Raw genomic sequence first — 22,780 nt, 5'->3', positions numbered from 1 at the left:
TCACATTACGAAGTATCTCATCTATGATTAGGATTATTTTTTCACAAAGACTATTGTTTCCCAAAGAGAACTTGTATAATAAAGAAAACGCTTCAAAAGAACAGAAAGGAGGGAGCTTATGTTTGCTTCTTTACGAAAATTTTCCGGTGGCACCTTGGTTACCCACAAAAAGCGAACGGCCCAAGTCCCAACCAAAACCATAGAGCCGCCCGCTAGCGTCTTACTCCCACTCCAGCAACATATTGGCGCAGTCTGCAAGGCCACCGTCAAAGCCAAAGAACTGGTGACAGTAGGCCAAGTAATTGCTACCGGGACCGGCTATGTCTCCACGCCAATTCATGCCCCTATATCGGGAAAGGTCAAGAGCATCAAACCTACTTTACTCGCGAATGGTCAAAGCTGTGAGGCGATTCTAATCGAAAATGATGGCTTGAATACCCCTCATCCCGCTTTGGCCCCCGTAAGGATTACTAGTAAAGATGAGCTGTTGCAAGCAGCCTGTGACAGTGGCGTAGTAGGAATCGGTGGTGCCGGCTTTCCCCTGCACGTCAAGCTTGCGACAAAAGATGCCATCGATACCTTGATCATCAATGGTGCCGAATGTGAGCCCTTCATCACCTCGGATAATCGGGAAGCAGTAGAAGAACCCCAGCGGATTTTACGCGGCATCGTGACCCTTTTGGATTGGCTAGAGATTTCTCGAAGCATTATCGGCATCGAAAGCAATAAACCGGAAGCCATCGCGACTTTAGCAGCGCAGATTCAAGCGTTAGAACTTACAGACCGAATCACGCTACAATCCTTGCCCCCTCGCTATCCTCAAGGGGCGGAAAAGATGCTGATTTTTGCCACCACGAAGCGTCGAGTACCTACTGGAGGGCTGCCCAGTGCCGTGGGATGCCTCGTGCTGAATATCGACATGGAAAAGCTCTTAAGGGTCTTTTGGATCGTTACTTCGGTAAATAATATATTGATTTTACGGTATTTTTAAGGGTTGGTCGAATAGACCAGCCCTTTCTTTTTGTATGGTTGCTGTAAATATAAACGTGAATAAATAACTGTGAATTTTAATAACTGTGAATACAAAGACTGTGAATGACTGCTTTTAACAGTTTTTCTTTGTTTCTGAACACTTTGTGAACTCTCTTGTATTAACTATAATCAGAGGTAAAATATACATAGAGAAATCAATTAGAAGGGTTAAATTTACTTATTGAATATAGAGCGTTTTTTAAGGCGTAAGTATGACTAAAGGGTTCTTTAACATACTTGCGTCTTTTTTTGACGCTTCTTTATGTATAACCATGTGTATATACACACTTACTATTTACTATTACTCATACTAAATACTTTATTTAACTAATTACTTTTAGACTGCAAAGGATTTGAAAATATGGATATTTGGTTTCTCTGACCTTAATAATAAAAACGTTTTAATTTGAAAGGAGATTTATGATATGGCAAAAATCTATCAAAAAGGAAAAGCTATTACACCCGAAATAATCTATACAATTGATGAAACTTACAGAAAGACTACTTACATAAGCAAAATTAACTATATAAGCACTGATATTCAAATGATTGATAACCCTCAATTCCGAGCTATCCAAAGAAAGTTTAAGCTAATACCGATGTCCTTGTATATGTTTCTAAGAACACAGATACTACATAACGGCTTCTATATTGACGAATACGAGGTAAAAGGTCTATTAGCACAATTTGCATGCAAGTACGATCTTGAATTAGAAACGGTTGAGAAGTGTTATAGAGAATTACTCCATCTCAATTATTTCTGTATTGTTGATACAAGTACTATGTATGGATTTCAAGTTCTTGTAGATCGTTTTATTGTATATGCCTATGAAGAAGTAAACCAACAAAGAAAGTCAAGGCGAGAATGTAATGAAAGAGCCAGAACTGGGGAGTCTGTTTCGGATGTTAAGTTGTTACCTATACCTGATAAAAAGACACTTGAAGAAGAATTAGATTTAATAGAACAAGAGTTTCCAATAGACGATGACTTTTCAAATTATGCTTAATTTCACATAATTAGGTGATAAACCAATGTCAAAATAGTATTAAGGAAAAATACCGATACTTATGTGATAAATACAGGCATTTCTGGAAAAGCTATCGGTAGATGTAGTGTTAGTATCAAATCTTAGACATCTTTTCGTAGAGACAGAAATAAATTAAACTTATCTACGAGAGGATGGATTTTATGACCCGATATGAAGAAAATTTTAAACAGATGATTGTTGAACTAAATCAAACTGGACGTTCTGTTCGAGGGTTGGCGAAAGAATATGGCTTAGCTGAAGCGACGATTTATAAGTGGAAGAATTTATACTTACCTGATCCGTCCACAGGACTAACCGGAAAAGAAGCGGCTGATTTGAGAAAAGAAAATGCTCGTTTGAAAGAGGAACTTGAAATATTAAAAAAAGCCGCAGCCATATTCTCTCGAAAGACCTGAAGTCACTTGTCCGATTCATTGAAAAATGGTGTAAGGATTACACTGTTTCTTTGTTGTGTCGGTTATTAGAAATTCCTAGGAGCGTCTACTATTTTTATAAAAATAAATCGTTAACAGCTACAGAAGTCAGAAATAACCAATTGAAAAAGAAGATTTCAACGATCTTTTTTGATCATAAACAGAGATATGGTGCAACAAAAATCCATCAAGTGTTGCTAAAAGAAGGAATTTCAGTATCTCTTAAGCATGTTCAAAAATTGATGAAACAATTAAATCTAAGGTCAATTGTGGTTAAGAAATACAGACCTCAACGGTCTGTTCAGCCGGTTGTTTTAAAAGAGAACATCTTAAATCAGGACTTTTCTACTAAAACTATCTGTGAAAAATGGGTAGCTGATATCACCTACATTCCAACTAAGAAAAATGGTTGGTGTTACTTATCTTCAATTATGGATTTACACACGAAAAAGATTATTAGCTATACATTTTCTAAGCGAATGACTGTCGATTGTGTGTTACAAACACTCAATCAAGCGAAACAACGGTACCACATTCCAGAAGGAATGATTCTACACACCGATTTAGGTAGTCAATATACAGCAATCGAAGTGGAAAGTTGGCTTGAAAACAATAAAATAAGACATTCCTATAGTCGCAAAGGAACACCCTATGATAATGCAGGAATTGAGTCCTTCCATGCATCATTGAAAAAAGAAGAAGTATACACGACGACTTACTCAGACTTCGAAGAAGCGAATCGAGCACTATTTAGTTACATTGAAGGATTTTATAACCGGAATCGAATTCACAGCTCGATTCACTATCTAACCCCTCAGGAGTTTGAAGAGTTAGCAAAAGAAAAAATGGCGTAACCGTCTCTACTAAAATGTGTCCAAGATATTGACTCAAATCCAACCTTTACTGAACCATATCCAGTTAATGTTCTTTTCGTAATAGCCTTAGCCATCGGCGTTTTGCATATAACGTATATATTTTCTTCAATTGATTTATTCCATAATCTTTGTTTTGTCTCTTCAGACACTTCATCTTTATGCAAAGCTTCAAGCTTGTTTCTATAAAAACTATAAGCAACATACAAAGGATAAAGGCCTGTTTTGCTGTTTATTTCAAGTATCTGAGCATCATTCTTTCCGAATGTTTTTGCTGTTACTTCACCACGATCAACAAATCGAGGAGAGTCTAAAGTATCGGCATGCTGTTCGTCCCAGAAATCCCAACCACCAAGAGTATCACTCATATGCATATTCACTACTCTCCATGGAGTAAGAACAGTCTCTTTATCAGGATTCTTGAAGTAACTGAACAGACTTGCAATCTTTATAACTCGTTCAGTAGGATCCAAAGTATCTGCTTCTCTTGCAATATTTCTAATTCTGCGACCAGCTGCAATGAAGACTTCTTCATCGTAATACTTTTGGAATTCCTTGAACTTCTCTTTAGTTACACCAGTAGGCATAAACTCATCCCAAGAAGAATCATCTACAACATCAACAAATTTGTCTAAGGTAATTTCTTCGTCATAAGGAATATCAGCACCATAAATCAGCAATGGCATTCTTATAGAAATACCTCTAAGAATACTGATTGCATCGTTACGAACTTTCTTGAGTCGTTTTAATTCTTCAAGTCGTGCTTTTTCCTCTGGTGTAAGTTCTTTCTTCTTTTTCTTATTAAGCTTTTCGGCTTCTTCGTATTCCTCGTTTGTTAAGCCCTGATCATTGACAGTAATATCTTTTGCTTTAGGCTGAGCTTTTGAAGATCCGATAATACCTTTCAATTCATCAAACTTCTTAATATCTACGGCTTGAAGTTTGAACAGTTCATCATTGTAAAGGTTGCTATCATCAAATCCGTTTCTAACAACCTTATCGGCATAAGCTCTCTTTAATTGCTGAAGAAGAACGGTTGCAGAGTATTCTTGCATTTCTGAACCACTAATGCCGATAACAGGGCAGTAGTTCAAGAATTTTCCCATAATCTGCTTATCACCGATCTTTGTCTTTCCAGCTTTGGAAGATACCGATACAGCAGAAGATACCATTTTCAAAGTTCTGTCTGGTGCAAAGTCAAATACATAAGCATTTTCCTTTATCTTACCGTTTTCATTGCAAGGACTCTGAACACGGAATATTGTCTGCAAGTAGTTTGCGGCAGAAGTCGAATACGATCCTGCAAGCATAAATACAGCAGTCCATTCCTTGACGGTAACACCAGTTGTCAGCTTGCCACAAGATAAGGTAATTGTGTAATCATCCCCAGCATCTTTAATGGCTTTACGAACCTTTTTAAGTGCTTCTTCTGATGCTTCTTCCTCGTCACCATTACCAGCAACATTGACAATGTTAAACTGACCACAGCCAAAGACTGGGTGCTTTAACATCAATTTCTTTAATGCTCTGGCTTCTTTGACACCAGGCACCATCCAAAGAGAATGTTTGAATAAGGCTCTGTATTCATCGTTGCTGTATGGATAATAGCTATCTTCACTTTCCTTTGTCATAAGGTTAAGGAAAGACCATACATCGGATTCATGTACAAAATCCCCAATTTCAGCACCAACAGGCATATCAGCATAATCAACGCTGAAATCACCAGTTGGATTTGAGTCAATACCTCGGACACGATTTGTGAGAATTTTTTCGAGATTCCAGCGGGTTAGTATCTCATCGTTTCGACCAGCCGTCAAACCAAAACCGTTTGACCGCTGATCGAAGCGATGAAGTTGAAGCCCTGTGGAAATCTCGCAAAAAAAATGTAGGTGGTAGCTAGGAACTAAGCTTGCAATGCCAACTCTTCCATCTGATTTGGTGTTAAATAATTAATACTACTATGGATTCGCTTGCGATTGTAAAATCCTTCAATGTATTGAAATAACGCTAAATGAGCAGCTTCAAAGTTTTCATACGCTTTTGATGGATAGACTTCTTCTTTTTTGAGTGAGGCGTGAAACGATTCGATACCGGCATTGTCATACGGACAGCCTTTACGACTAAAGGAGTGCCGAATGTTCAATTCTTTCAACTTTGCCTCATAGGCTTCGCTAGTGTACTGAGAACCCAAGTCTGAGTGGATGATCAAGTTCTCGGAGGGCGTGTGGTTTAAGAGCGCATGGTCAAGGGTTTCGATAACCAGTTCTTTCGTCATCTGCTTGCCAAACTTCCAACCGATGATTTTCTTTGTGTGAAGATCTTGGATGGTGGAAAGATAGGTCCAGCCATCTTTTAGGGTATGAATATAGGTAATGTCTGTCACCCATTTTTGATTGATCGACGTAGTGGTAAAATCTTGGTTTAACAGGTTTTTACGTCCTTCACTTTTAACTTTTGCTTGTTTGCCAGGCTTGTACTTCTTGAGGGTGATTGAACGCAAGCCTAATTTTCTCATCAGTATTTGTACTTTCTTTAGGGACAAGGTCTCGCCACGGCCAACAAGAATCTTATGAATTTTGGGCGCACCATAGATACCCTTGTTTTCAAAGTAGATTCCTGAAATCAAGCGGTTTAAGCGTTTGTTTTCTGATTGGCGCTTGGAAGGCTTCTTTTTCTTCCAGTCATAGTAGCTGGATTTCGGTGCTTCCAAAACGGTACACATTTGTTTTACGTCATGATCATGAACATTTGATTGAATAAATTCGAAGACATCACTCATTTTTACTTTTGAGCGAATATGGTTAAAGCCTTTTTTAGGATAGTGTTTTCCTCCTGCATGCGGGCCATTTCCTTTTTCATTGCTAGGATTTCTGCCTTAGTCATGCCGGTTGCTTCATTCTTTGTATAAAGCTTCTTCCAACGATAAATCGTTTGTGTAGCGATACCATATTGCGCTGCCAGTTCCTCGACCGATTGGCCAGACTGGTTTAAATCTAAGATCATCTTCTTAAAGTCTTCATCAAATTTTTTCTTGGCTTTTGCCATCGTGGACACGTCCTTTTCTTAGTAGTTAGATTCTACCAAATCGTGTCCATGAAATCATCCTAACATCAGGTTAATGCTCATTGTTTCGATGATTTATTGAATATATTGCAGAATAAGCCTGAACAATTTAGAAAAAGAGTGTTAAGAGCGAACTTCTGGAATAAAGGAGGAGGAGAAATGAAATTTGATGCGATAGTAGGTAATCCACCTTATCAAAGTAATATTTCAAATAGTGATGAAAATGCATCTCTTTCTAAACAGATGTTCCCAACTTTTATACAGCAATCCATAACATTAGGTGCAGAATATGTTTCATTGATTACACCTTCTAGATGGTTTACTGCAGATGCACAAGATAAATCATTTATCAAGTTGAGAGAGTTTATTAGTGACAAACAACATTTTGAAGCTATTTATCACTATCCAAACAACAAGGACATCTTTAATGGCGTAGAAATAGCGGGAGGAGTTAACTATTTCTTGTACAAGCAATCTCACAATGGAGATGTAAACTTCTATGAGTGTACAAGCGAAATGAAAGATTGCATTTCTCGTCCATTATTTGAAGATGGATTAGATATAATTCTTTCAATGAATGGATTTGTTAATGTGTTAAATAAAGTTAGATCTGCATCTGACTTTGTTTCAATGATGACTATAACCCAAGGAAGAAATGCTTTTGGCATAGTTGGTAAAGAAAGCGAGTTAAAGAAGATTACTTCTGATAAATACTTTGAAGGTGCTTACGAATTACGTTGTGCTCACGAAGAAATAAAGTATACGTCAAAAACCAATATTAGTAAGAATCTGGAAATTGCAGATAAGTGGAAAGTATTTACTTCAAAAGGCAATGGTGGAGCTGGAATTCTTAACAATGAAAAGCCTGTTGCTATAATTGGAAAAGCATATATTGGTAAGCCTCAATCTGCTTGTACAGATTCACTTATTCCAATCGGATGCTTTGACACTAAAGAAGAAGCCGTGAATCTTCAAAAATATATGACAACAAAATTCTTTAGATTCATGATTGGTATCTTAAAGGTTTCTCAGAATATTTCCCAAAATGTTTATAGGTTTGTTCCTTTGTTAGACTTCACAAACAGTTCAACTATAAATTGGAAAGAAACTCCTTCTAATATTGATGCTCAGTTGTATCAGAAATATGGTCTTTCAGAAGATGAAATTCAAATGATTGATACAATGGTAAAACCAATGGAATAAGGAGGAGAATGTATGGCAAGACAAAAAAAAGACAGCAAGCCATTCTCAATCCGAATGGACAAAACAATATATGACAAGCTTGAAGCATTTTGCGAAGAGTCTGGACAGCCTAAAACGGTAGCTATTGAAAGAGCCGTTGAAGCTTATGTTGAGGACTACAACGAAAAAATGAAACGAGCTGAAGAAAGTAACAATAACTAATATCAGTAAAAGTAAGTAATGAGGAGTAACAAAAATTGAAGTTATCTTATTTCGATAGAATTGTTTCAAAGGAAGCAAGAGCTCAAAAGAACTTCCTTGATGTTATGGCTGTATTCGAAAAATATGGATATGAAGAATTTCGTTTGTGCAATTGTGGTATTTATTATCAGGTGATCTATAAATACAATGGCAAAAGAAAAACCAATCTGGAATGTTTTGAATTGCGACTTTTTTATAACAAAAGATTTGCAGATTATGTGCGAAGTAGAAACTACGAAGAAGTTGTTGATTGGACTTCTTTCCCAGTAGAAGGTATATGGACTGATGTTAGGATGATTTCATGGACACGATTTGGTAGAATCTAACTACTAAGAAAAGGACGTGTCCACGATGGCAAAAGCCAAGAAAAAATTTGATGAAGACTTTAAGAAGATGATCTTAGATTTAAACCAGTCTGGCCAATCGGTCGAGGAACTGGCAGCGCAATATGGTATCGCTACACAAACGATTTATCGTTGGAAGAAGCTTTATACAAAGAATGAAGCAACCGGCATGACTAAGGCAGAAATCCTAGCAATGAAAAAGGAAATGGCCCGCATGCAGGAGGAAAACACTATCCTAAAAAAGGCTTTAACCATATTCGCTCAAAAGTAAAAATGAGTGATGTCTTCGAATTTATTCAATCAAATGTTCATGATCATGACGTAAAACAAATGTGTACCGTTTTGGAAGCACCGAAATCCAGCTACTATGACTGGAAGAAAAAGAAGCCTTCCAAGCGCCAATCAGAAAACAAACGCTTAAACCGCTTGATTTCAGGAATCTACTTTGAAAACAAGGGTATCTATGGTGCGCCCAAAATTCATAAGATTCTTGTTGGCCGTGGCGAGACCTTGTCCCTAAAGAAAGTACAAATACTGATGAGAAAATTAGGCTTGCGTTCAATCACCCTCAAGAAGTACAAGCCTGGCAAACAAGCAAAAGTTAAAAGTGAAGGACGTAAAAACCTGTTAAACCAAGATTTTACCACTACGTCGATCAATCAAAAATGGGTGACAGACATTACCTATATTCATACCCTAAAAGATGGCTGGACCTATCTTTCCACCATCCAAGATCTTCACACAAAGAAAATCATCGGTTGGAAGTTTGGCAAGCAGATGACGAAAGAACTGGTTATCGAAACCCTTGACCATGCGCTCTTAAACCACACGCCCTCCGAGAACTTGATCATCCACTCAGACTTGGGTTCTCAGTACACTAGCGAAGCCTATGAGGCAAAGTTGAAAGAATTGAACATTCGGCACTCCTTTAGTCGTAAAGGCTGTCCGTATGACAATGCCGGTATCGAATCGTTTCACGCCTCACTCAAAAAAGAAGAAGTCTATCCATCAAAAGCGTATGAAAACTTTGAAGCTGCTCATTTAGCGTTATTTCAATACATTGAAGGATTTTACAATCGCAAGCGAATCCATAGTAGTATTAATTATTTAACACCAAATCAGATGGAAGAGTTGGCATTGCAAGCTTAGTTCCTAGCTACCACCTACATTTTTTTTGCGAGATTTCCACAGGGCTTCAACTTCATCGCTTCGATCAGCGGTCAAACGGTTTTGGTTTGACGGCTGGTCGAAACGATGAGATACTAACCCGCTGGAATCTCGAAAAAATTCTCACAAATCGTGTCCGAGGTATTGACTCAAATCCACTATCGTATTGACTCAAGAACTGGGCTTCCGCTTAGAACAAAGAAAGAAGCCAGAGATTACAGGGATTATGTAATAGCTCAACTGCAAGATCCTGATAATCTCGAAAAACAAGAATCTGCAGTAACATTCCAAAAGGTTTGGGATGAATATATTGCAGGAGCTGGCAAAGGTGGACAAGCACCTTCAACAGTCACAAAGCATAGTAGCGTATGGGAAAACCATATCAAAGAAGCTTTCGGAACAAAGTATATTTCAGGCAAGCGAGCTGTAACTACAACTGAGATCAACGAATACTTAGCAGAAAAATACTATAATACTGATCTTTCTTACGGCTATGTGGAAGGGTTCTTAAAGGTCTTTTATCTTCTCTATGGAGAAGCATACAGAAGAAACTACATTAACCTTGAAACAATCACCAAGTACACAAAAGAAAGAAATATCCGTATTCAGATGCCTAAAAAGACTCAGGTGGATGAAGAAGCTGATAGTACCATTCAAGTATATTCAAGATCCGATGTTCTGAAGATGTATGAAGTGTTTGAAAGTACGGATCTGGAACTTCCTTTCATGCTCGGTATCTTCTGTGGATTAAGAGAGTCAGAGATCTTCGGGCTTATGTGGGATGACTGGGATTATGAGAAAAATACTCTTACCATAAACAAACAGCTTGTTTATGTTGCTGGTGCATGGAGTTTAACAAGAGTTAAGACTTTAGCAAGTAGCAGAACAATAGATGTTCCAGACACAGTTTCAAAGCTCTTATCTGAGCGTAGATTGGCTTTGGCTAAGGCTAAAGGCACACCCGCTTATAGAAGTCGTGCAAACGAAATTGTTATGGATCTGAGAGATAAACAGCCAGTAGAGATTATCGGTGGTGATTTCATCAATCGTAAACTCTATGATGGTAATGATGGTAAGCTTCTTACAACCAATTCATTCAAGTATTACAGCAGAAAAATTAAAGCTGATTTGAAGATTGACTTCAAGACTCATGGATTGAGAAAGACCCACTTAACAAATTTAGCTTCATCAGGATTTCCATTAAAGTCTTTGATGGCAAGAGCTGGACACAAAAAATTAGAGACTTCTCTTAAATACTACATAACAGAGGATGAAACCTCCCGTGAACAGGCATTAAGGATCATTAACAGTTTGAATTTCAATGATTATTACATTGATGTAGATGTTGATTTGGGCTTTAAGAAAACAATGCGTATGTGGTTGAGCGATTTAGGAGAAGAAGCTTTCAGTAAATTAGAGCAATCTGAAGGCAAAAAGCGTCAAAAAGGTAATAAAAATATAGACAAATAGCTGTGAATAAAACTGTGAAAACTATGTTTTGGATCACATTACCTCGTTTATACTATATAATAGAGCAACAGTCTCGTGTACTCTATCGTCATGGTACTGGCGACTTTATTGACCTATCCTTTGTATGCCTGGGTTTTGATTCCTCTAGGCTTGGATTACTTGCAGACCATCGTCTTTATCCTCGCTATCGCCGCCCTCGTCCAACTGGTAGAAATTCTCCTGAAAAAATACTTACCACCTTTGTACAACGCCTTGGGAATTTACTTACCTTTAATCACTACCAACTGTGCCGTCTTAGGGGTAACTATTTTGAACTTCACGAAAAACTATACCTACGGACAAAGCTTGGTAAATGCTCTAGGTGCCGGGCTGGGCTTTCTCGTAGCCATGGTACTCTTTGCCGGAGTGCGCCAACGCTTGGAAACCGCAGATATTCCTGAAGCTTTGCAAGGCATGCCCATCACTTTGATTGCCGCAGCCATCGTCTCCATGTCGTTTCTAGGCTTTGCTGGCTTGACGGAAGGCCTATTTCATTAAGGAGGGATTTCATGTTTGAAGCAATCTTTATTCCGGCGGTACTAGTAGCCGGCTTCGGTTTATTGGCCGGTGTGGGCTTGTCCATCGCCACCATCGTCTTTGCCACTCCGGTAAATGAAAAAGAAGAACAACTCCGGGAAGTATTGCCCGGGATTAATTGCGGTGCCTGTGGCTTTTCCGGCTGCGACGGGTACGCAAAAGCTTTGGCTAACGGCAGTGCACTACCTAATCTCTGTGCTCCCGGAGGCCAGAACGTCCGGGAAGCTTTAGCCGCTCAACTAGGAGTCGAAGCCGAAGAACTGCGCCCTACCGCCGCCTTTGTCCGTTGTCAAGGCAGTTGCCAAGTGACGCAAAAAAAGATGGACTACCAAGGGGTGGCTACCTGTGTGGCGGCCAATCAAACCTTTGGCGGACCGCAAAGCTGCCAACAAGGCTGTCTGGGCTTTGGGGATTGCGCAGCGGCCTGTGATTATGGTGCCATCACCGTGGAGGACGGTATAGCCCGCGTGGACCCGACAAAGTGCGTCGGCTGTGAAGCTTGTCTCGCCGCTTGTCCGAAAGCTTTGATTGCCATGAAGCCCATTTTTGCCTCCCCGGTGGTAGCTTGTCAAAACACGGACCGGGGAGGCAGTGTGCGCAAGCTCTGTGAAGTAGGCTGTATCACCTGCAAACGCTGTGTCAAAGCCTGTCCCGTGGATGTCATATCCATTGAAAATCAAGTGGCGGTCATTGATTTCGATAAATGCACCAATTGTGGCGCCTGTCTTAAGGCCTGTCCTCAAGACTGCATCGTACCCGTCTTACAAGCAGCCAAGCTTTCTGAGTCGGCTTAATGGCCTAAAAAATAGTATTGTGACATAAGTAATTTTCAAGTGCTAGACAGGGTACGTTTAACTATGATTAATAAAAAATATACAACTAAGAAAAATCTGTGACACTCTTTATGCCAGAATCCGCAGAGTGAACATTACCATACGTGTAAAGAGAAAAAGCGAATTACGCTGACTTAGCTTGATAAAATCAAGGTTAGTCAGCGTTTGAGATTTTTAGCAAGCAAAAGAAGGCTATCTTCCAATGAGTTTAATGGAAGATAGCCTTCTTTTGCTTGCGTCTCACGTTTGGTATAGTTCAGTTCGTAGGACGGTGACTTAACTATTGTCTCGCCCTTTTTATATTCTTGCTTCCAAGCGTTCGGTCATTACTTGAGTGAAGTGTTCTCGATTCTCTTGTGTAAAGGGTTTAGGGCCCTTTGTGCGCTTTTTAGCTTTGCGCATTTGGGCACCGATAAAGCGCTGGGTCAACAATTCGTCGATATTTTCCAAAGTGTATTCTTTGCCACTGTGATGAAAGACCCGAGCCTTTTTGCCCAGGACTAAAGACGCCAGCCCGTAGTCTTGGGTAATCACCCAATCATCGGGTAACAACTCTTGGATGATGCGATAGTCCGCCCGGTCCGCGCCTTTATCCACATAGATAAAGGACACAAACTCTGGGTATTCTTTAGTAGTAAAGTGATCCACGCTGGTGACAATGACCACCGGCACGTGAAATTTCGCTCCTAAAACGATTACTTCATTCTTCACTGGGGAACCGTCCCCATCGATTACAAAGCGCATCTGCCTCATCCCCCTTTTCCTGCTTTTGCCCTTTTTAGTATGGCAAAACTTTCAGAAGAAGACAAGGCATTGCATTCTTAGAGTTCCCGTAACTGGAATTCTTTGTCTTTTAATTCGTAAACCACATCGCAGGCGGCTGCTACTTCTTGCTCGTGGGTCACCAAGATGATGCATTTTTGTTGAGTATGGGCGATTTCTTGAAACAGGCTCACAATATCGCGAGAAGTGGCTTCGTCCAAATTTCCTGTGGGTTCGTCCGCCACGATTAAGTCATGGTCGCAACACAGAGCCCGAGTGATGGCCACCCGTTGCTGCTGGCCCCCGGAAAGCAAGGTGACTTTCTTTTCCGCCAACTCCCGATTGATGCCGACTTTTTCCAAATTTCCTAGGGCATAGGCTTTCGGGTCTGCCTGTTGGGTGCCGGAGATTTTCATGGCCGTCACCACGTTGTCCACCGCAGACAGATAAGGCAAGAGATTGTAGGCTTGGAAAACGATGGAAACGTCTTTGCGCCGGTATTGTTGCAGGCCGATTTTCTTTAAGGATTGATCTTTGTATAGAATCTCGCCTTCTTTAGGCGTGTCCAAGCCGGCGATTAATGATAAAAACGTGGTCTTACCGGAGCCACTACTGCCTAAGATGGCGTAGATTTTACCGGCTTCAAATGTTAAATTCACGTGTTCAAACAAGGGGGCTTCTGGCCCGTACCAATAACTGACTTCCTTTGTCGCTAATGTCATGCTGTTCCCTCTTTTCTTTGCTTATGAAATCAAGATTTTCTTCGGATTCAGACGCATAATCCCCGCCGAAGATAACAGAATTGAAACGAAGCTGATACCTAAGCCGATAGCGGCTAAAAGAGCGATTTGCTCCCCGGAAACGGTGATGTCTAAGTCCTTGATTTCTTCTGACTGACTAAAGGTGCTAGAAATCATCTGACCGGGGCCGCCCTGTCCGCGACCCCCACTAGGCGCTTGTCCTTGCCCCTCGCCCCCAGGTGCTCCTTGGTCGGCGGAAGCGGTTTGGGTGGTTTGCTGTTCCAAAAGCTGATTGCCCACCACATTGCCCACGAGGTTGCCACTAGCAGAAGCAATCCCCAAAGCCAGTAACATGCAGACAAAGATTTCGGTAAAGAACTGCAAGATGACTTTCCCTCGGCCTTCCCCTAGTGAAAGCAGCACGCCGATTTCATAACGTCGTTCCCGAATGGTCATCATGACAATCAAAGTCAAAATAATCACTCCGGCCGCTGCCACTAAAATGATAATATTTTTCGCAAAACTAGAAACGTTGTTTAACGGAGTCAGCATTTGTTGGTACATTTGATCGTTGGTTTGCAGGCTGAAAGTGTCTGTGTCAATCAAGCTTTCCGCTTCTTTGACAAAGCTATCCATTTCATTTGGGTCTGCCAACGTGTACACGGCAGAATCAATGGTATCCCCTTCTTCGCCGGCAATGGTGTTCGCCAACGTATAAGCGGAGAAAATCGTATTCGCTGGATTCATAAAGTTGAACTGCATCCCCATGGACGTACCGGTATCACTAGTTTCATAGATTCCTTTAATCGTGACTTCTACATTTTCATCGTTGGCATCCACTAAAGTGAAGGTGTCCCCTACGGCCAAGTCATTCGCCTCGGCTAAAGCGGACTCGATTAAGACATTGTTGGTATCCACATCCTCGGCGGTTAACGCCTCACCAGACGTTAAGGTTGCCGTACCAGCGGAAAAGCTAGAGTAAGCGGCACTTTCCAATACCCCGGTGATTTGGAAATCCCCTTGGTCCATGCCACCTGCGCCACCCATCATGCCGCCACCGGGCATACCATTTGCCCCTTGGCTAGCCTCATCTGTAGCACTATCCTCCGTAGTGTCTTCTTCATCACTACTAGAAATCGGCTCGATGTCATCACCTTTTGTGGCCGAAGTGCTGACTTCAAAGGAATAGCTCTTCACCCCGTCCAAAGCGGCGATTTTTTCTGCATCCGCCAGATTCACCGGGGTCATTTGAAAACTCCCGGGATCTGGTCTTGAGGTACTTTCGTCACTAGCGTCGTCGCTGTCACTGTCCTTTTTAAACATCTGCTCTCGGTTGGTGCTCAAAGTCACCGTGGCACCGACGCTTTTCTTGGCGGTGTCTGTGGCGGTATCCGCGGCACTTTTAATGGTTAACCCCGCCAAGACAAAGATTAGAATGGCGGAGAAAACCGCGATTAAAATCAAGCTCCGGCCTTTTTTGGCCCAGAGACTCTGTAAGCCTCTTTTCATAAAATTCATGGAACACGCTCCCTTACGTTTTTTCCTAGTGTAGTGCCCTCAACTTAAAGCAAGCTTAAGCGCTACTTTAACGAGGGCCACCCATGCCCATACTGCTAGCGCTCACGGCATTGCCCCCTTGATCCACGTTGGAAACCACACTCGTTAAGGTCAAAGTACCCAGTGTGCTGGCTCCTTCTACGGTGCTATCTGTGGCCACCAAACCATTGTCTGCCACCTGAGAGGCCGTGCCGCCCACAGCCAAGGTCAAAGCTTCATTTTGGGTCAAGTCCGGGGTACTGATTACCAAATTGGCGAAGTCTTTCGCCGGTACAAAGCCTGCGACTAATTTGCCACTGCTATCGGTCAATGTCACTAGCGTCCCAGCGCTTTGATTGTTGTTAAAGTAGATGTCTACGGCGGTTTGACTGGAAGAATCGCTGATGTTTGACGCCATGTCGCTGGTGCCGGCAGCCATGAGCGTCCCGCCAGACTGAACGAAGGTCCCATTGTAATCCAAGGCACCATTGCCTCCACTCACAGGCCCATTGACTAATAATGTGCCCCTGGTCATGGTGATGTTACCGTTACTATCCACGCCGTCGCCTTCTGCTGACACTTGAATGACCCCGCCGGAGACTTCAATAAACTTGCTGTCATCGGCTTGATCGCCCCCGCCAGGACCACCACCAGCAAAGCTATCGGCGCCAAACTGACCGGTACTTTCCGTATCACTGCCACCCCCGGCGTTAATCCCGTCGTCTGTGGCGGTCACATTCACATCCCCACCTTTGAAGTAAATCTCACTCGCTTCGATTCCTTCATAGGACTGGCTAATGGTCACCGTGCCTTCATTGATCGTTACACTGTTATCCCCGTGAATGCCGTCGTCTCCGGTAGCCGCGGTAATAGTCCCGCCATTAATGGCCACCGTATCGTTGGCGTGAAGGGCGTCATCGGCGGTGTTTAGCTCGTAATTCCCACTGGCTACGACTAGAGCGCCCCCGGCTTTTAGGCCCTTGTAACTACCCTCCGCATCCAAATTCGTACTGCCGGCTCCTTATGCGGTTTGAAGCGTCATCTGGGCATTTTGCAGCGAGAGATCGGTCTTCGCTTGAATGGCGTCTTGACCACTGGTAATGGCAAAGCTCCCACCGTCAATGGCCACATAGCCTTTTTCAGCGTCTTCGGCATTGTTGGCTTGGATGCCGTCCCCTGCCGTGGTGGTCAGAGTATAATCCCCTCCACGAATCGCCACGCTATCCTTGCCTTTAATGGCATTGTTTTGGGCGGTAACATTGTAAGTGCCACTGATTAAAATCAAATCATCTTTGCTGCGAATGCCGTTGCTGTAATTGCCAGCAACAGTCAAGCTCCCGCTACCATTGATGACTAAGTCTTCTTTACTATAAAAAGTCGCGTCCGGCTCGGTTTCTCCATCGGCTAGCTCATAATTTTCACCGTCTGCCAAGGTATTTTCACTGTCTGGGGCTAACGTCGTGATGATTTTTTCCCCTTGCTCAATGTCAATGGCTGGCCCTGAAGTATTGGTAATGTCCACCCCGTCTAAAATCAAATGAACCTTGTCTTCTTTGCCCACATTAACCACCAGTTGCCCGTCGGTAAGGGTCCCAGATACCACGTACGTCCCGGCGGCAGTAATCGTCACCACTTGGTCGGCTACCGTGGCACCGTCGCCACTTACCTCACTAGTCGTGCCTAAGGTAACCTTCGTGGCACTATCTTCATCGTAACTGGCGTCTAAGTCCTCTTCTTCATAGGTGCCGTAATAATTGTCCAAGGTCTCCGTAGTACTACTGCTGCTAGTGGCTAAATTTTCCACTTGAGCGCTGGTGTTGTCACTCTTACTGGCACTTGCGCTATCGCTGGCACTGGTGGCCGCCTTACTACTACAAGCACCTAATACCGTACTGGCTACTAATAGAGATGCCATTATCTTTTTTATTTTCATAGTCGGACTTCCTTTCTGAATTGCAACTTACAATTCATCCTTATTCGTAGTGGCTTTGCCCAAAACAACCGGCAGATTGCCATTTCTTACTCGGACTTCATCGATTAATGTCTTTTCTTCTTCCACATTCTTCAAAACCAACCAGTAGCGCAATTCATAGACGCTCCCCATGGTGGTGGCCCGCACCGATTCGAGCTTGGCATTGTGGCAGTAGCGGGCCAATAGATCATCGAACAAATGAGGATAGTCCAAATCTTCGGGAATGGTAACTTTCAATTCCCGCTCCGCTACTTTCGGCCGTTCGGCAAATTTGGTGCTGTACAAGCACAGTAAAAAGGCGGCCACAATCAGTGAAAAAGCCAAAATATAGACGGCATAGCCCATCCCAGTAGCCAAGCCAATGGCCATGGACCAGAAGATGCTAGTAATCTCCCGGGCCCCACCAGGTACCGAGCGGAAACGAATCAAGCTAAACGCCCCTACAACGGCCATCCCAGTGCCTAGATTGCCGTTGACCAGCATGATAACGGACTGGACTAAAACTGGTAAGATGGCCAAAGTGACCACGAAGCTTTTGGTATACGTATTGCGATACATGTGGGTCGCCGCCACGAGCAACCCTAAGCCTAAGGAAACGGCCATACAGATCAAGAGTTGGCTAAAAGTAATGGACTCGGTGCCATTTGCGTATAAACTGGTTAACATTGGATTTCCTCCTAAAAATTATGAAAATATGGGTAACGCCGCCGAAACCAGATGCACTTTCGTGTACTCTGGTTGGCGCAGACGATCCACCGGGGCCACAGTTTCGGCCAAATGACGGCGATAAGTCAAAGCGTACTTGGAGAAACTGGCTTTGTGGAGACCGTATTTGGTCAAAAGCTGGGCAAACCACAAAGGATAGGATCCCATGGCTTTGACCTCCATAAGCACCGGGACTTCCGGTGCCACGAGACTTCCCTGACTACCGCGAGTTAAATCCAGCTCTTCCGCCCGATAGCGAATACGCTGATCAAAGGTCACGCGAAAATCGGAGTCTTCCTCATAGAAATAAGACATGCGATCATAGGCAATCAATACCCGAGGTGCTAGGCGATCATACTGGGCAAATAACCATTGCAATTCTCGATTGATTTGCGGCGCATCAGGACTTTCGGGAAACGCTCCTCCTTGTTGCCACAACTCGTAGTCGGTGTAGCTAACGGGGATTCGGCGTTTGTAGACGATGCCGTTGATTTTCTTCTTACTTTCTAGGAAAATCGTGCTACTTGCTTTAGGGACGCCGTAACTGCGCACCCGGAATTTTTCCTTATACCGGGGCTTTTCCATGGATGCTTGAATCATTCGGTAATCCGGGGTGTCGAAGTAAAGAGACAAAATCGTATGCAGGCCAAACTCATCTAGTGTCATATAAGACGCTAGTTCCTGTTTGAATTTGGCAAAGGTCGCTTCTGTTAATTGATACTTGGTTTCTTTTCGTTCAAAGGCTCTTTTTAATTTCATCGCCACTCCTCCTTTGCTGATGTCCCCACTGTATAGTCCGGGACTTAAATGCAACTTAACTGAAAACGAGTTTTCTTAAAAAAGTGGCTTAAGGCGTTTTTATGGTAGAAATGGTAAGATGAAAATGAGGTGAAGCAGATGATTAAACTATTGGTAGTAGAAGACGAAGTAACCCTAGCGGATAATATTAAAGAAATTCTCGCAGACATTGGCGAAATCACTTTAGCTTATGACGGGGAGGAAGGTATGTTTGAGGCTGAAAGCGGTGTGTACGACCTGATTCTTTTAGATTTGATGTTACCGGGGAAAAACGGCTATGAAGTCTTGGCCGCACTGCGTGAACAAAACATTCAGACGCCGGTTTTGATTTTGACAGCCAAAGACGGCTTAGAAGACAAAGTCACCGGCTTCCAAAAAGGCGCCGATGACTATTTGACCAAACCCTTTTATCGGGAGGAATTGATTTTACGGGTGAAAGCTTTATTGAAGCGTTCCTTAGGCTTATACGACGAAAATACCTTGACCTATGGCACTTTGACCTGTGACCTCGCTAAAAACGAAGTCCGTTTCCAAGACACTCCTTTACCGATTCAAGGCAAGGAATTTGAGCTTTTGCTCTACTTCATTCAAAACAAAGGAGTCATTATCACTAAGGAGCAGATTTTCGATCGTATTTGGGGTTTTGATTCCGAAACGACGATTACCGTGGTGGAAGTCTACATGAGCCACTTGCGGAAACACTTGAAGCCTAGTGGTATGGACCAGCGCTTTAAAACCTTGCGCAACGTGGGCTATATCCTACAAGACGAGGAGTGATGCCATGAATACGGAACTGTCCCGGCGCCAACGACTGCGCTTCTTTTTCTTGAATGTGGCCGCTTTTGCTTTAATCTTTTTGGCTTTGGGCTTTATCACGTTGCAGATTTTAAACAGCTCTGCCTATCGCCAAACCGACGATGCCTTAAAAAAGATTACGCCAGATAGCGCTCGGGTCACCATGGAAATCCAGCGCTACCAGACGAATGACCCCTTTCTCGACCAAAAATCGCCACTGCCCCCTATGGACAACGAGGTGCGGGACAATCGCTTTAACACCCAGATTATTCTCTGGTCGAAAAACGGAACAATTCTCAACAAAACCGCTTTAGGTGGGCGCTTTACCGAGCTACAGTCTCTAACTTTAGATACAAAAAACTTAGATACCGTCAGTGAAATCAAATTAGACAATGGGGAAAGCGGCGGCAAATTGACCTTCCACTCCATCACCATGGCCGCTGACGATCTCGCTAGTGACGTGGCCTATATCCAAGTCTTGGAAAACACAGATCAAATCAGCCAGTCCATGGACAATTTCCAGACCATCTTGATTCTCTGTATGGTGTTTTTCTGGCTCTTATCCATCGTTATCAGCTACTTGCTTTCCAAACAAAACATGAAGCCCATCTTCGCCGCTTGGAAAAAGCAACAAGAATTCGTGGAAAATGCCTCCCACGAATTGCGGACGCCTTTGACCATTATCCAAAACAGTCTGCAACGCTTGTTCACCAAGCCCGAACACACGATTTTACAAGAGTCCGAGACCATCGCCCAAGCTCTAAATGAAACCCGGCGGCTCACGGGGCTGACCAATGACCTGTTGACTATCGCCCGCAGTGATTCCAACGAAGCGGTCCTAGACAAACAATCTCTACAACCAGAGAAGCTGATTGGCGAGTTGGTGAAACCTTTCCAAGAAATCGCCCAAATGGACCAAAAGACCTTTATCGTGGAAAACTTTGCCAAACAAACCGTCCACGTGGATGAAAAAAAAGTGCACCAACTACTGGTGATTTTGTTGGACAATGCCTTGAAATACACCAGTGCCGGGGATAAAATCGTGCTCCAATCGGAAATTTCCGGAGAGCACTGGCTTTTAGAAATCAAAAACTCCGGCCCCGGCATTCCCGATGAAGAAAAGAAACAAATCTTCGAACGCTTCCACCGCATGGACCCTTCCCGCACTAAAGAAAGTGGTGGTTACGGCTTAGGCCTAGCCATTGCCAAGCAAATCGTAACGGATCACAAGGGCAAAATCACCGTCCACGACTGGCAACCAAAAGGCGTCATCTTCCGGATTAAATTGCCGGTGGCATAACAAAAAGGAGCAGCCCGTTTATTGGGACTGCTCCTTTTACTTATTCACTTCTTATGCCACGCTTGATGTAATTGCTCCATGCGTGCCACGGTTTCAATCGTCAACTCTGGGGTCATCACCGGGCTGGTCAAATAGCCTGCGCTTAAGCACTCGTTGACGTGTTCGATTTCATAGACGAATTCACTGGCAAAAGGGAAAAAGAGCTCTTCCACTTGATCTCCCACCGTGATTCTAGCTTGGTCGCCTCGCCAGAAATTTGGCACTTGAATCGTTCCTTGACTACCGTAAATCCACAACCCTCGTGGCAAGTCCAACTGCACGGTCAAGAAAACATTCCCCGTAGCATGAGCGCCCAATTGTAGCGACAAGTCCGCTTGCACTTCACTTTCCCCTGGCTTTATCACGGCTGTTCCTGACAAGTCAGTAATCTTTTCTCCCGTGACAAACTCTACATATTGCAAAGGATAGCTGCCGGAGCCGTACAAGACCCCGCCACCGGCTTCTAGATCACGAAACCAAGGAATCATATCGCTGTTTAAATAAGCGGTTTGCGACACTACTCGGCGAACTTCCCCGATTTTTCCTGCGGCAATCGCCTCTTGCACCGCTAATGTGACAGGTAAAAATAATGCTTTTTGAGCTTCCATTAAGAAGACGCCTTGAGCTTTTGCCAAATCAAAAAGTTCCCGAGCTTCTGCGGCATGCAACGTAAATGGCTTTTCCAACAAAACGTGCTTGCCTGCCTCAAGAGCCGCTTTGGCCGCGGAATAATGCCCCTTGTTGTAAGTGGCGATATAGACGATATCCACCTGAGAATCTTGATACAACTCCTCATAACTTCCGTAAGCCTGAGGAATGTCTAAATCCTGAGCCATTTCTTTGGCCTTAGTCAAATTCCGAGAAGCGATGGCCACTACTTCTCCGTTGCTGCTCTCTTTGACGCCGGCCACAAAGCGGTGAACCACTTGAGCAGTACTGATAATGCCATAGCGAATCATCAAAACACCTCCACTGTCAGTATAACAAGGCGCCCAAAATAAGCGCAAAAAAAAGCGACGAGAAACCAAAAGTTTCTCGCCGCTACCCAGTATCGTTGCCGATAGAAGAAATGGTCGTCCACTACCTTTCTTCCGACACCCTGCAATCCGGCAGGTGAGCCTAAGCTCCTGTGCCTCTGGTTGATTGACCGGCAAAACGCCGGTCGATCGACTCATCGCATGAGGATTACTATAACAGGAATTAAGGATTTGTCAAGCTAAGCTCTTAGTCATGATTCAAAAAAGTTCCGACCTTTGTAGCAATCAAATCAATCGCCACGTGGTTTTCCCCACCTTCTGGCACGATGATGTCCGCATAACGCTTAGTCGGCTCAATAAACTGATGGTACATGGGTTTGACCACGGACAAGTACTGCTCAATAACAGAATCCAGAGTCCGGCCCCGCTCTTCCATATCCCGCTTAATCCGGCGAATAATGCGAATGTCATCATCGGTATCTACATAAATTTTGATGTCCATCAAATCCCGCAAACGTTCGTCTTCCAAAATCAAGATGCCCTCTAAAATGATGACTTCTTTGGGTTCTTGGCGAATCGTAGCGGTACTTCTCGTATGAGCCACATAATCATAGACGGGCTTGTCGATGGCTTCGTAGTTTTGCAACTTTTGCAAGTGTTCAATCAATAAATCCGTGTCAAACGCAAAAGGGTGATCGTAGTTGGTGCCCAAGCGTTCTTCAAAGCTCAAATTGCTTTGGTCTTTGTAGTAGGAATCTTGTTCCACCATCATGATAGAATGGTCGGGAAAATGATTAAAAATCGCCCGACTGACGCTGGTTTTCCCACTTCCGGAACCACCGGTGACACCGATTAGGATGGGTTTGTTCTTTGGCATAAGGATTCTCCTCTTTT

Annotated in this window: 20 protein-coding genes and 2 pseudogenes; 12 read left to right on the top strand and 10 right to left on the bottom strand. The window is 43.2% G+C overall.

Going from position 1 to position 22,780, the window contains the following annotated elements; genetic code table 11:
• The first annotated feature begins 118 nt into the window (after nt 1-118).
• From I579_RS05720 to I579_RS05705, 3 genes are all read left to right on the top strand, one after another.
• The gene (locus I579_RS05720) at nt 119-991 is read left to right on the top strand and encodes an electron transport complex, rnfabcdge type, C subunit (RefSeq protein ID WP_010754553.1); all 873 of its coding nucleotides are present in this window, start codon (nt 119-121) and stop codon (nt 989-991) included.
• Nucleotides 992-1,457: 466 nt separating this feature from the next.
• Complete coding sequence (locus tag I579_RS05715; RefSeq protein WP_010754554.1) at nt 1,458-2,039, top strand: hypothetical protein; 582 nt, start codon at nt 1,458-1,460, stop codon at nt 2,037-2,039.
• Between the two features lie 182 nt (nt 2,040-2,221).
• Nucleotides 2,222-3,348 (top strand): IS3 family transposase gene (locus tag I579_RS05705; protein WP_155854775.1). Its coding sequence is split into 2 segments (ribosomal slippage): nt 2,222-2,450 and nt 2,450-3,348, totalling 1,128 coding nucleotides; the frame shifts between segments, so codons are not numbered across the junction.
• On the opposite strand, the gene I579_RS05700 is transcribed toward I579_RS05705, so the two are convergent.
• Together I579_RS05700 and I579_RS05695 are read right to left on the bottom strand one after the other, a co-directional pair.
• Nucleotides 3,309-5,183, bottom strand: a complete 1,875-nt coding sequence (locus I579_RS05700) for a hypothetical protein (RefSeq protein ID WP_051117362.1) — start codon at nt 5,181-5,183, stop codon at nt 3,309-3,311. The genes I579_RS05705 and I579_RS05700 overlap by 40 nt on opposite strands.
• A gap of 86 nt (nt 5,184-5,269) precedes the next feature.
• Nucleotides 5,270-6,411, bottom strand: a protein-coding gene (locus I579_RS05695) for an IS3 family transposase (RefSeq protein WP_129316744.1) whose coding sequence is annotated in 2 segments (ribosomal slippage) — nt 5,270-6,183 and nt 6,183-6,411 — 1,143 coding nt in all. Because the reading frame shifts where the segments join, the coding sequence is not laid out codon by codon here.
• Between the two features lie 87 nt (nt 6,412-6,498).
• Here I579_RS05695 and I579_RS05685 point away from each other — a divergent pair.
• The 7 genes and pseudogenes from I579_RS05685 to I579_RS05650 all read left to right on the top strand — a co-directional run.
• Nucleotides 6,499-7,632: pseudogene (locus I579_RS05685) on the top strand (Eco57I restriction-modification methylase domain-containing protein); the annotation flags it as partial.
• Nucleotides 7,633-7,644: 12 nt separating this feature from the next.
• Nucleotides 7,645-7,833 (top strand): ribbon-helix-helix protein, CopG family, encoded by a 189-nt coding sequence (locus tag I579_RS05680; protein ID WP_010754559.1) that lies wholly within the window; start codon nt 7,645-7,647, stop codon nt 7,831-7,833.
• A gap of 35 nt (nt 7,834-7,868) precedes the next feature.
• Nucleotides 7,869-8,198, top strand: coding sequence for a hypothetical protein (locus tag I579_RS05675; protein ID WP_016249779.1), 330 nt, complete (start codon nt 7,869-7,871; stop codon nt 8,196-8,198).
• Between the two features lie 25 nt (nt 8,199-8,223).
• Nucleotides 8,224-9,365 (top strand): IS3 family transposase gene (locus tag I579_RS05665; RefSeq protein ID WP_129316744.1). Its coding sequence is split into 2 segments (ribosomal slippage): nt 8,224-8,452 and nt 8,452-9,365, totalling 1,143 coding nucleotides; the frame shifts between segments, so codons are not numbered across the junction.
• A 162-nt stretch (nt 9,366-9,527) separates the two neighbouring features.
• Nucleotides 9,528-10,853, top strand: coding sequence for a site-specific integrase (locus I579_RS05660; protein ID WP_071860549.1), 1,326 nt, complete (start codon nt 9,528-9,530; stop codon nt 10,851-10,853).
• A 75-nt stretch (nt 10,854-10,928) separates the two neighbouring features.
• Nucleotides 10,929-11,390, top strand: coding sequence for an electron transport complex protein RnfA (locus I579_RS05655; RefSeq protein WP_010754561.1), 462 nt, complete (start codon nt 10,929-10,931; stop codon nt 11,388-11,390).
• A gap of 11 nt (nt 11,391-11,401) precedes the next feature.
• On the top strand, nt 11,402-12,223 hold the full coding sequence (locus I579_RS05650; RefSeq protein ID WP_010754562.1) for an RnfABCDGE type electron transport complex subunit B: 822 nt from the start codon (nt 11,402-11,404) through the stop codon (nt 12,221-12,223).
• 336 nt (nt 12,224-12,559) lie between these two features.
• On the opposite strand, the gene I579_RS05645 is transcribed toward I579_RS05650, so the two are convergent.
• The 6 genes and pseudogenes from I579_RS05645 to I579_RS05620 all read right to left on the bottom strand — a co-directional run bounded on the left by I579_RS05645 (nt 12,560) and on the right by I579_RS05620 (nt 18,736).
• The gene (locus tag I579_RS05645; RefSeq protein WP_010754563.1) at nt 12,560-13,006 is read right to left on the bottom strand and encodes a YaiI/YqxD family protein; all 447 of its coding nucleotides are present in this window, start codon (nt 13,004-13,006) and stop codon (nt 12,560-12,562) included.
• A 77-nt stretch (nt 13,007-13,083) separates the two neighbouring features.
• Nucleotides 13,084-13,746: an ABC transporter ATP-binding protein gene (locus I579_RS05640; RefSeq protein WP_010754564.1), complete on the bottom strand. Its 663-nt coding sequence runs from the start codon at nt 13,744-13,746 to the stop codon at nt 13,084-13,086.
• A 21-nt stretch (nt 13,747-13,767) separates the two neighbouring features.
• Nucleotides 13,768-15,282 (bottom strand): ABC transporter permease, encoded by a 1,515-nt coding sequence (locus I579_RS05635; protein WP_010754565.1) that lies wholly within the window; start codon nt 15,280-15,282, stop codon nt 13,768-13,770.
• 67 nt (nt 15,283-15,349) lie between these two features.
• Nucleotides 15,350-17,227, bottom strand: a pseudogene (locus I579_RS12815) (carbohydrate-binding domain-containing protein).
• Nucleotides 17,228-17,260: 33 nt separating this feature from the next.
• Entirely contained in the window at nt 17,261-17,938 is a 678-nt protein-coding gene (locus tag I579_RS05625; protein WP_010754568.1) for a DUF4956 domain-containing protein, read from the bottom strand.
• Between the two features lie 18 nt (nt 17,939-17,956).
• Nucleotides 17,957-18,736 (bottom strand): polyphosphate polymerase domain-containing protein, encoded by a 780-nt coding sequence (locus I579_RS05620; protein WP_010754569.1) that lies wholly within the window; start codon nt 18,734-18,736, stop codon nt 17,957-17,959.
• 138 nt (nt 18,737-18,874) lie between these two features.
• Between I579_RS05620 and I579_RS05615 the strand changes: the two genes are divergently transcribed.
• A complete protein-coding gene (locus I579_RS05615; RefSeq protein WP_010754570.1) occupies nt 18,875-19,552 on the top strand; it encodes a response regulator transcription factor in 678 nt (225 codons plus the stop codon).
• 4 nt (nt 19,553-19,556) lie between these two features.
• On the top strand, nt 19,557-20,870 hold the full coding sequence (locus I579_RS05610) for a sensor histidine kinase (RefSeq protein WP_010754571.1): 1,314 nt from the start codon (nt 19,557-19,559) through the stop codon (nt 20,868-20,870).
• A 44-nt stretch (nt 20,871-20,914) separates the two neighbouring features.
• Here the strand turns inward: I579_RS05610 and I579_RS05605 are convergent, their stop codons facing one another.
• Nucleotides 20,915-21,868, bottom strand: a complete 954-nt coding sequence (locus I579_RS05605) for a Gfo/Idh/MocA family protein (RefSeq protein ID WP_010754572.1) — start codon at nt 21,866-21,868, stop codon at nt 20,915-20,917.
• 265 nt (nt 21,869-22,133) lie between these two features.
• On the bottom strand, nt 22,134-22,763 hold the full coding sequence (udk, locus tag I579_RS05600; protein WP_010754573.1) for a uridine kinase: 630 nt from the start codon (nt 22,761-22,763) through the stop codon (nt 22,134-22,136).
• Between the last annotated feature and the right edge of the window lie 17 nt (nt 22,764-22,780).

This window comes from Enterococcus asini ATCC 700915 (assembly GCF_000407365.1).
GTDB lineage: Bacteria > Bacillota > Bacilli > Lactobacillales > Enterococcaceae > Enterococcus_C > Enterococcus_C asini.
This window is presented reverse-complemented; position numbering and strand designations above follow the sequence as displayed.

Coding starts and splice junctions, on each gene's coding strand:
- I579_RS05610 (WP_010754571.1), top strand. CDS start 19,557: ATGAATACGGAACTGTCCCGGCGCCAACGACTGCGCTTCTTTTTCTTG.
- I579_RS05645 (WP_010754563.1), bottom strand. CDS start 13,006: ATGCGCTTTGTAATCGATGGGGACGGTTCCCCAGTGAAGAATGAAGTA.
- udk (WP_010754573.1), bottom strand. CDS start 22,763: ATGCCAAAGAACAAACCCATCCTAATCGGTGTCACCGGTGGTTCCGGA.
- I579_RS05720 (WP_010754553.1), top strand. CDS start 119: ATGTTTGCTTCTTTACGAAAATTTTCCGGTGGCACCTTGGTTACCCAC.
- I579_RS05605 (WP_010754572.1), bottom strand. CDS start 21,868: ATGATTCGCTATGGCATTATCAGTACTGCTCAAGTGGTTCACCGCTTT.
- I579_RS05625 (WP_010754568.1), bottom strand. CDS start 17,938: ATGTTAACCAGTTTATACGCAAATGGCACCGAGTCCATTACTTTTAGC.
- I579_RS05640 (WP_010754564.1), bottom strand. CDS start 13,746: ATGACATTAGCGACAAAGGAAGTCAGTTATTGGTACGGGCCAGAAGCC.
- I579_RS05620 (WP_010754569.1), bottom strand. CDS start 18,736: ATGAAATTAAAAAGAGCCTTTGAACGAAAAGAAACCAAGTATCAATTA.
- I579_RS05680 (WP_010754559.1), top strand. CDS start 7,645: ATGGCAAGACAAAAAAAAGACAGCAAGCCATTCTCAATCCGAATGGAC.
- I579_RS05615 (WP_010754570.1), top strand. CDS start 18,875: ATGATTAAACTATTGGTAGTAGAAGACGAAGTAACCCTAGCGGATAAT.
- I579_RS05635 (WP_010754565.1), bottom strand. CDS start 15,282: ATGAATTTTATGAAAAGAGGCTTACAGAGTCTCTGGGCCAAAAAAGGC.
- I579_RS05715 (WP_010754554.1), top strand. CDS start 1,458: ATGGCAAAAATCTATCAAAAAGGAAAAGCTATTACACCCGAAATAATC.
- I579_RS05650 (WP_010754562.1), top strand. CDS start 11,402: ATGTTTGAAGCAATCTTTATTCCGGCGGTACTAGTAGCCGGCTTCGGT.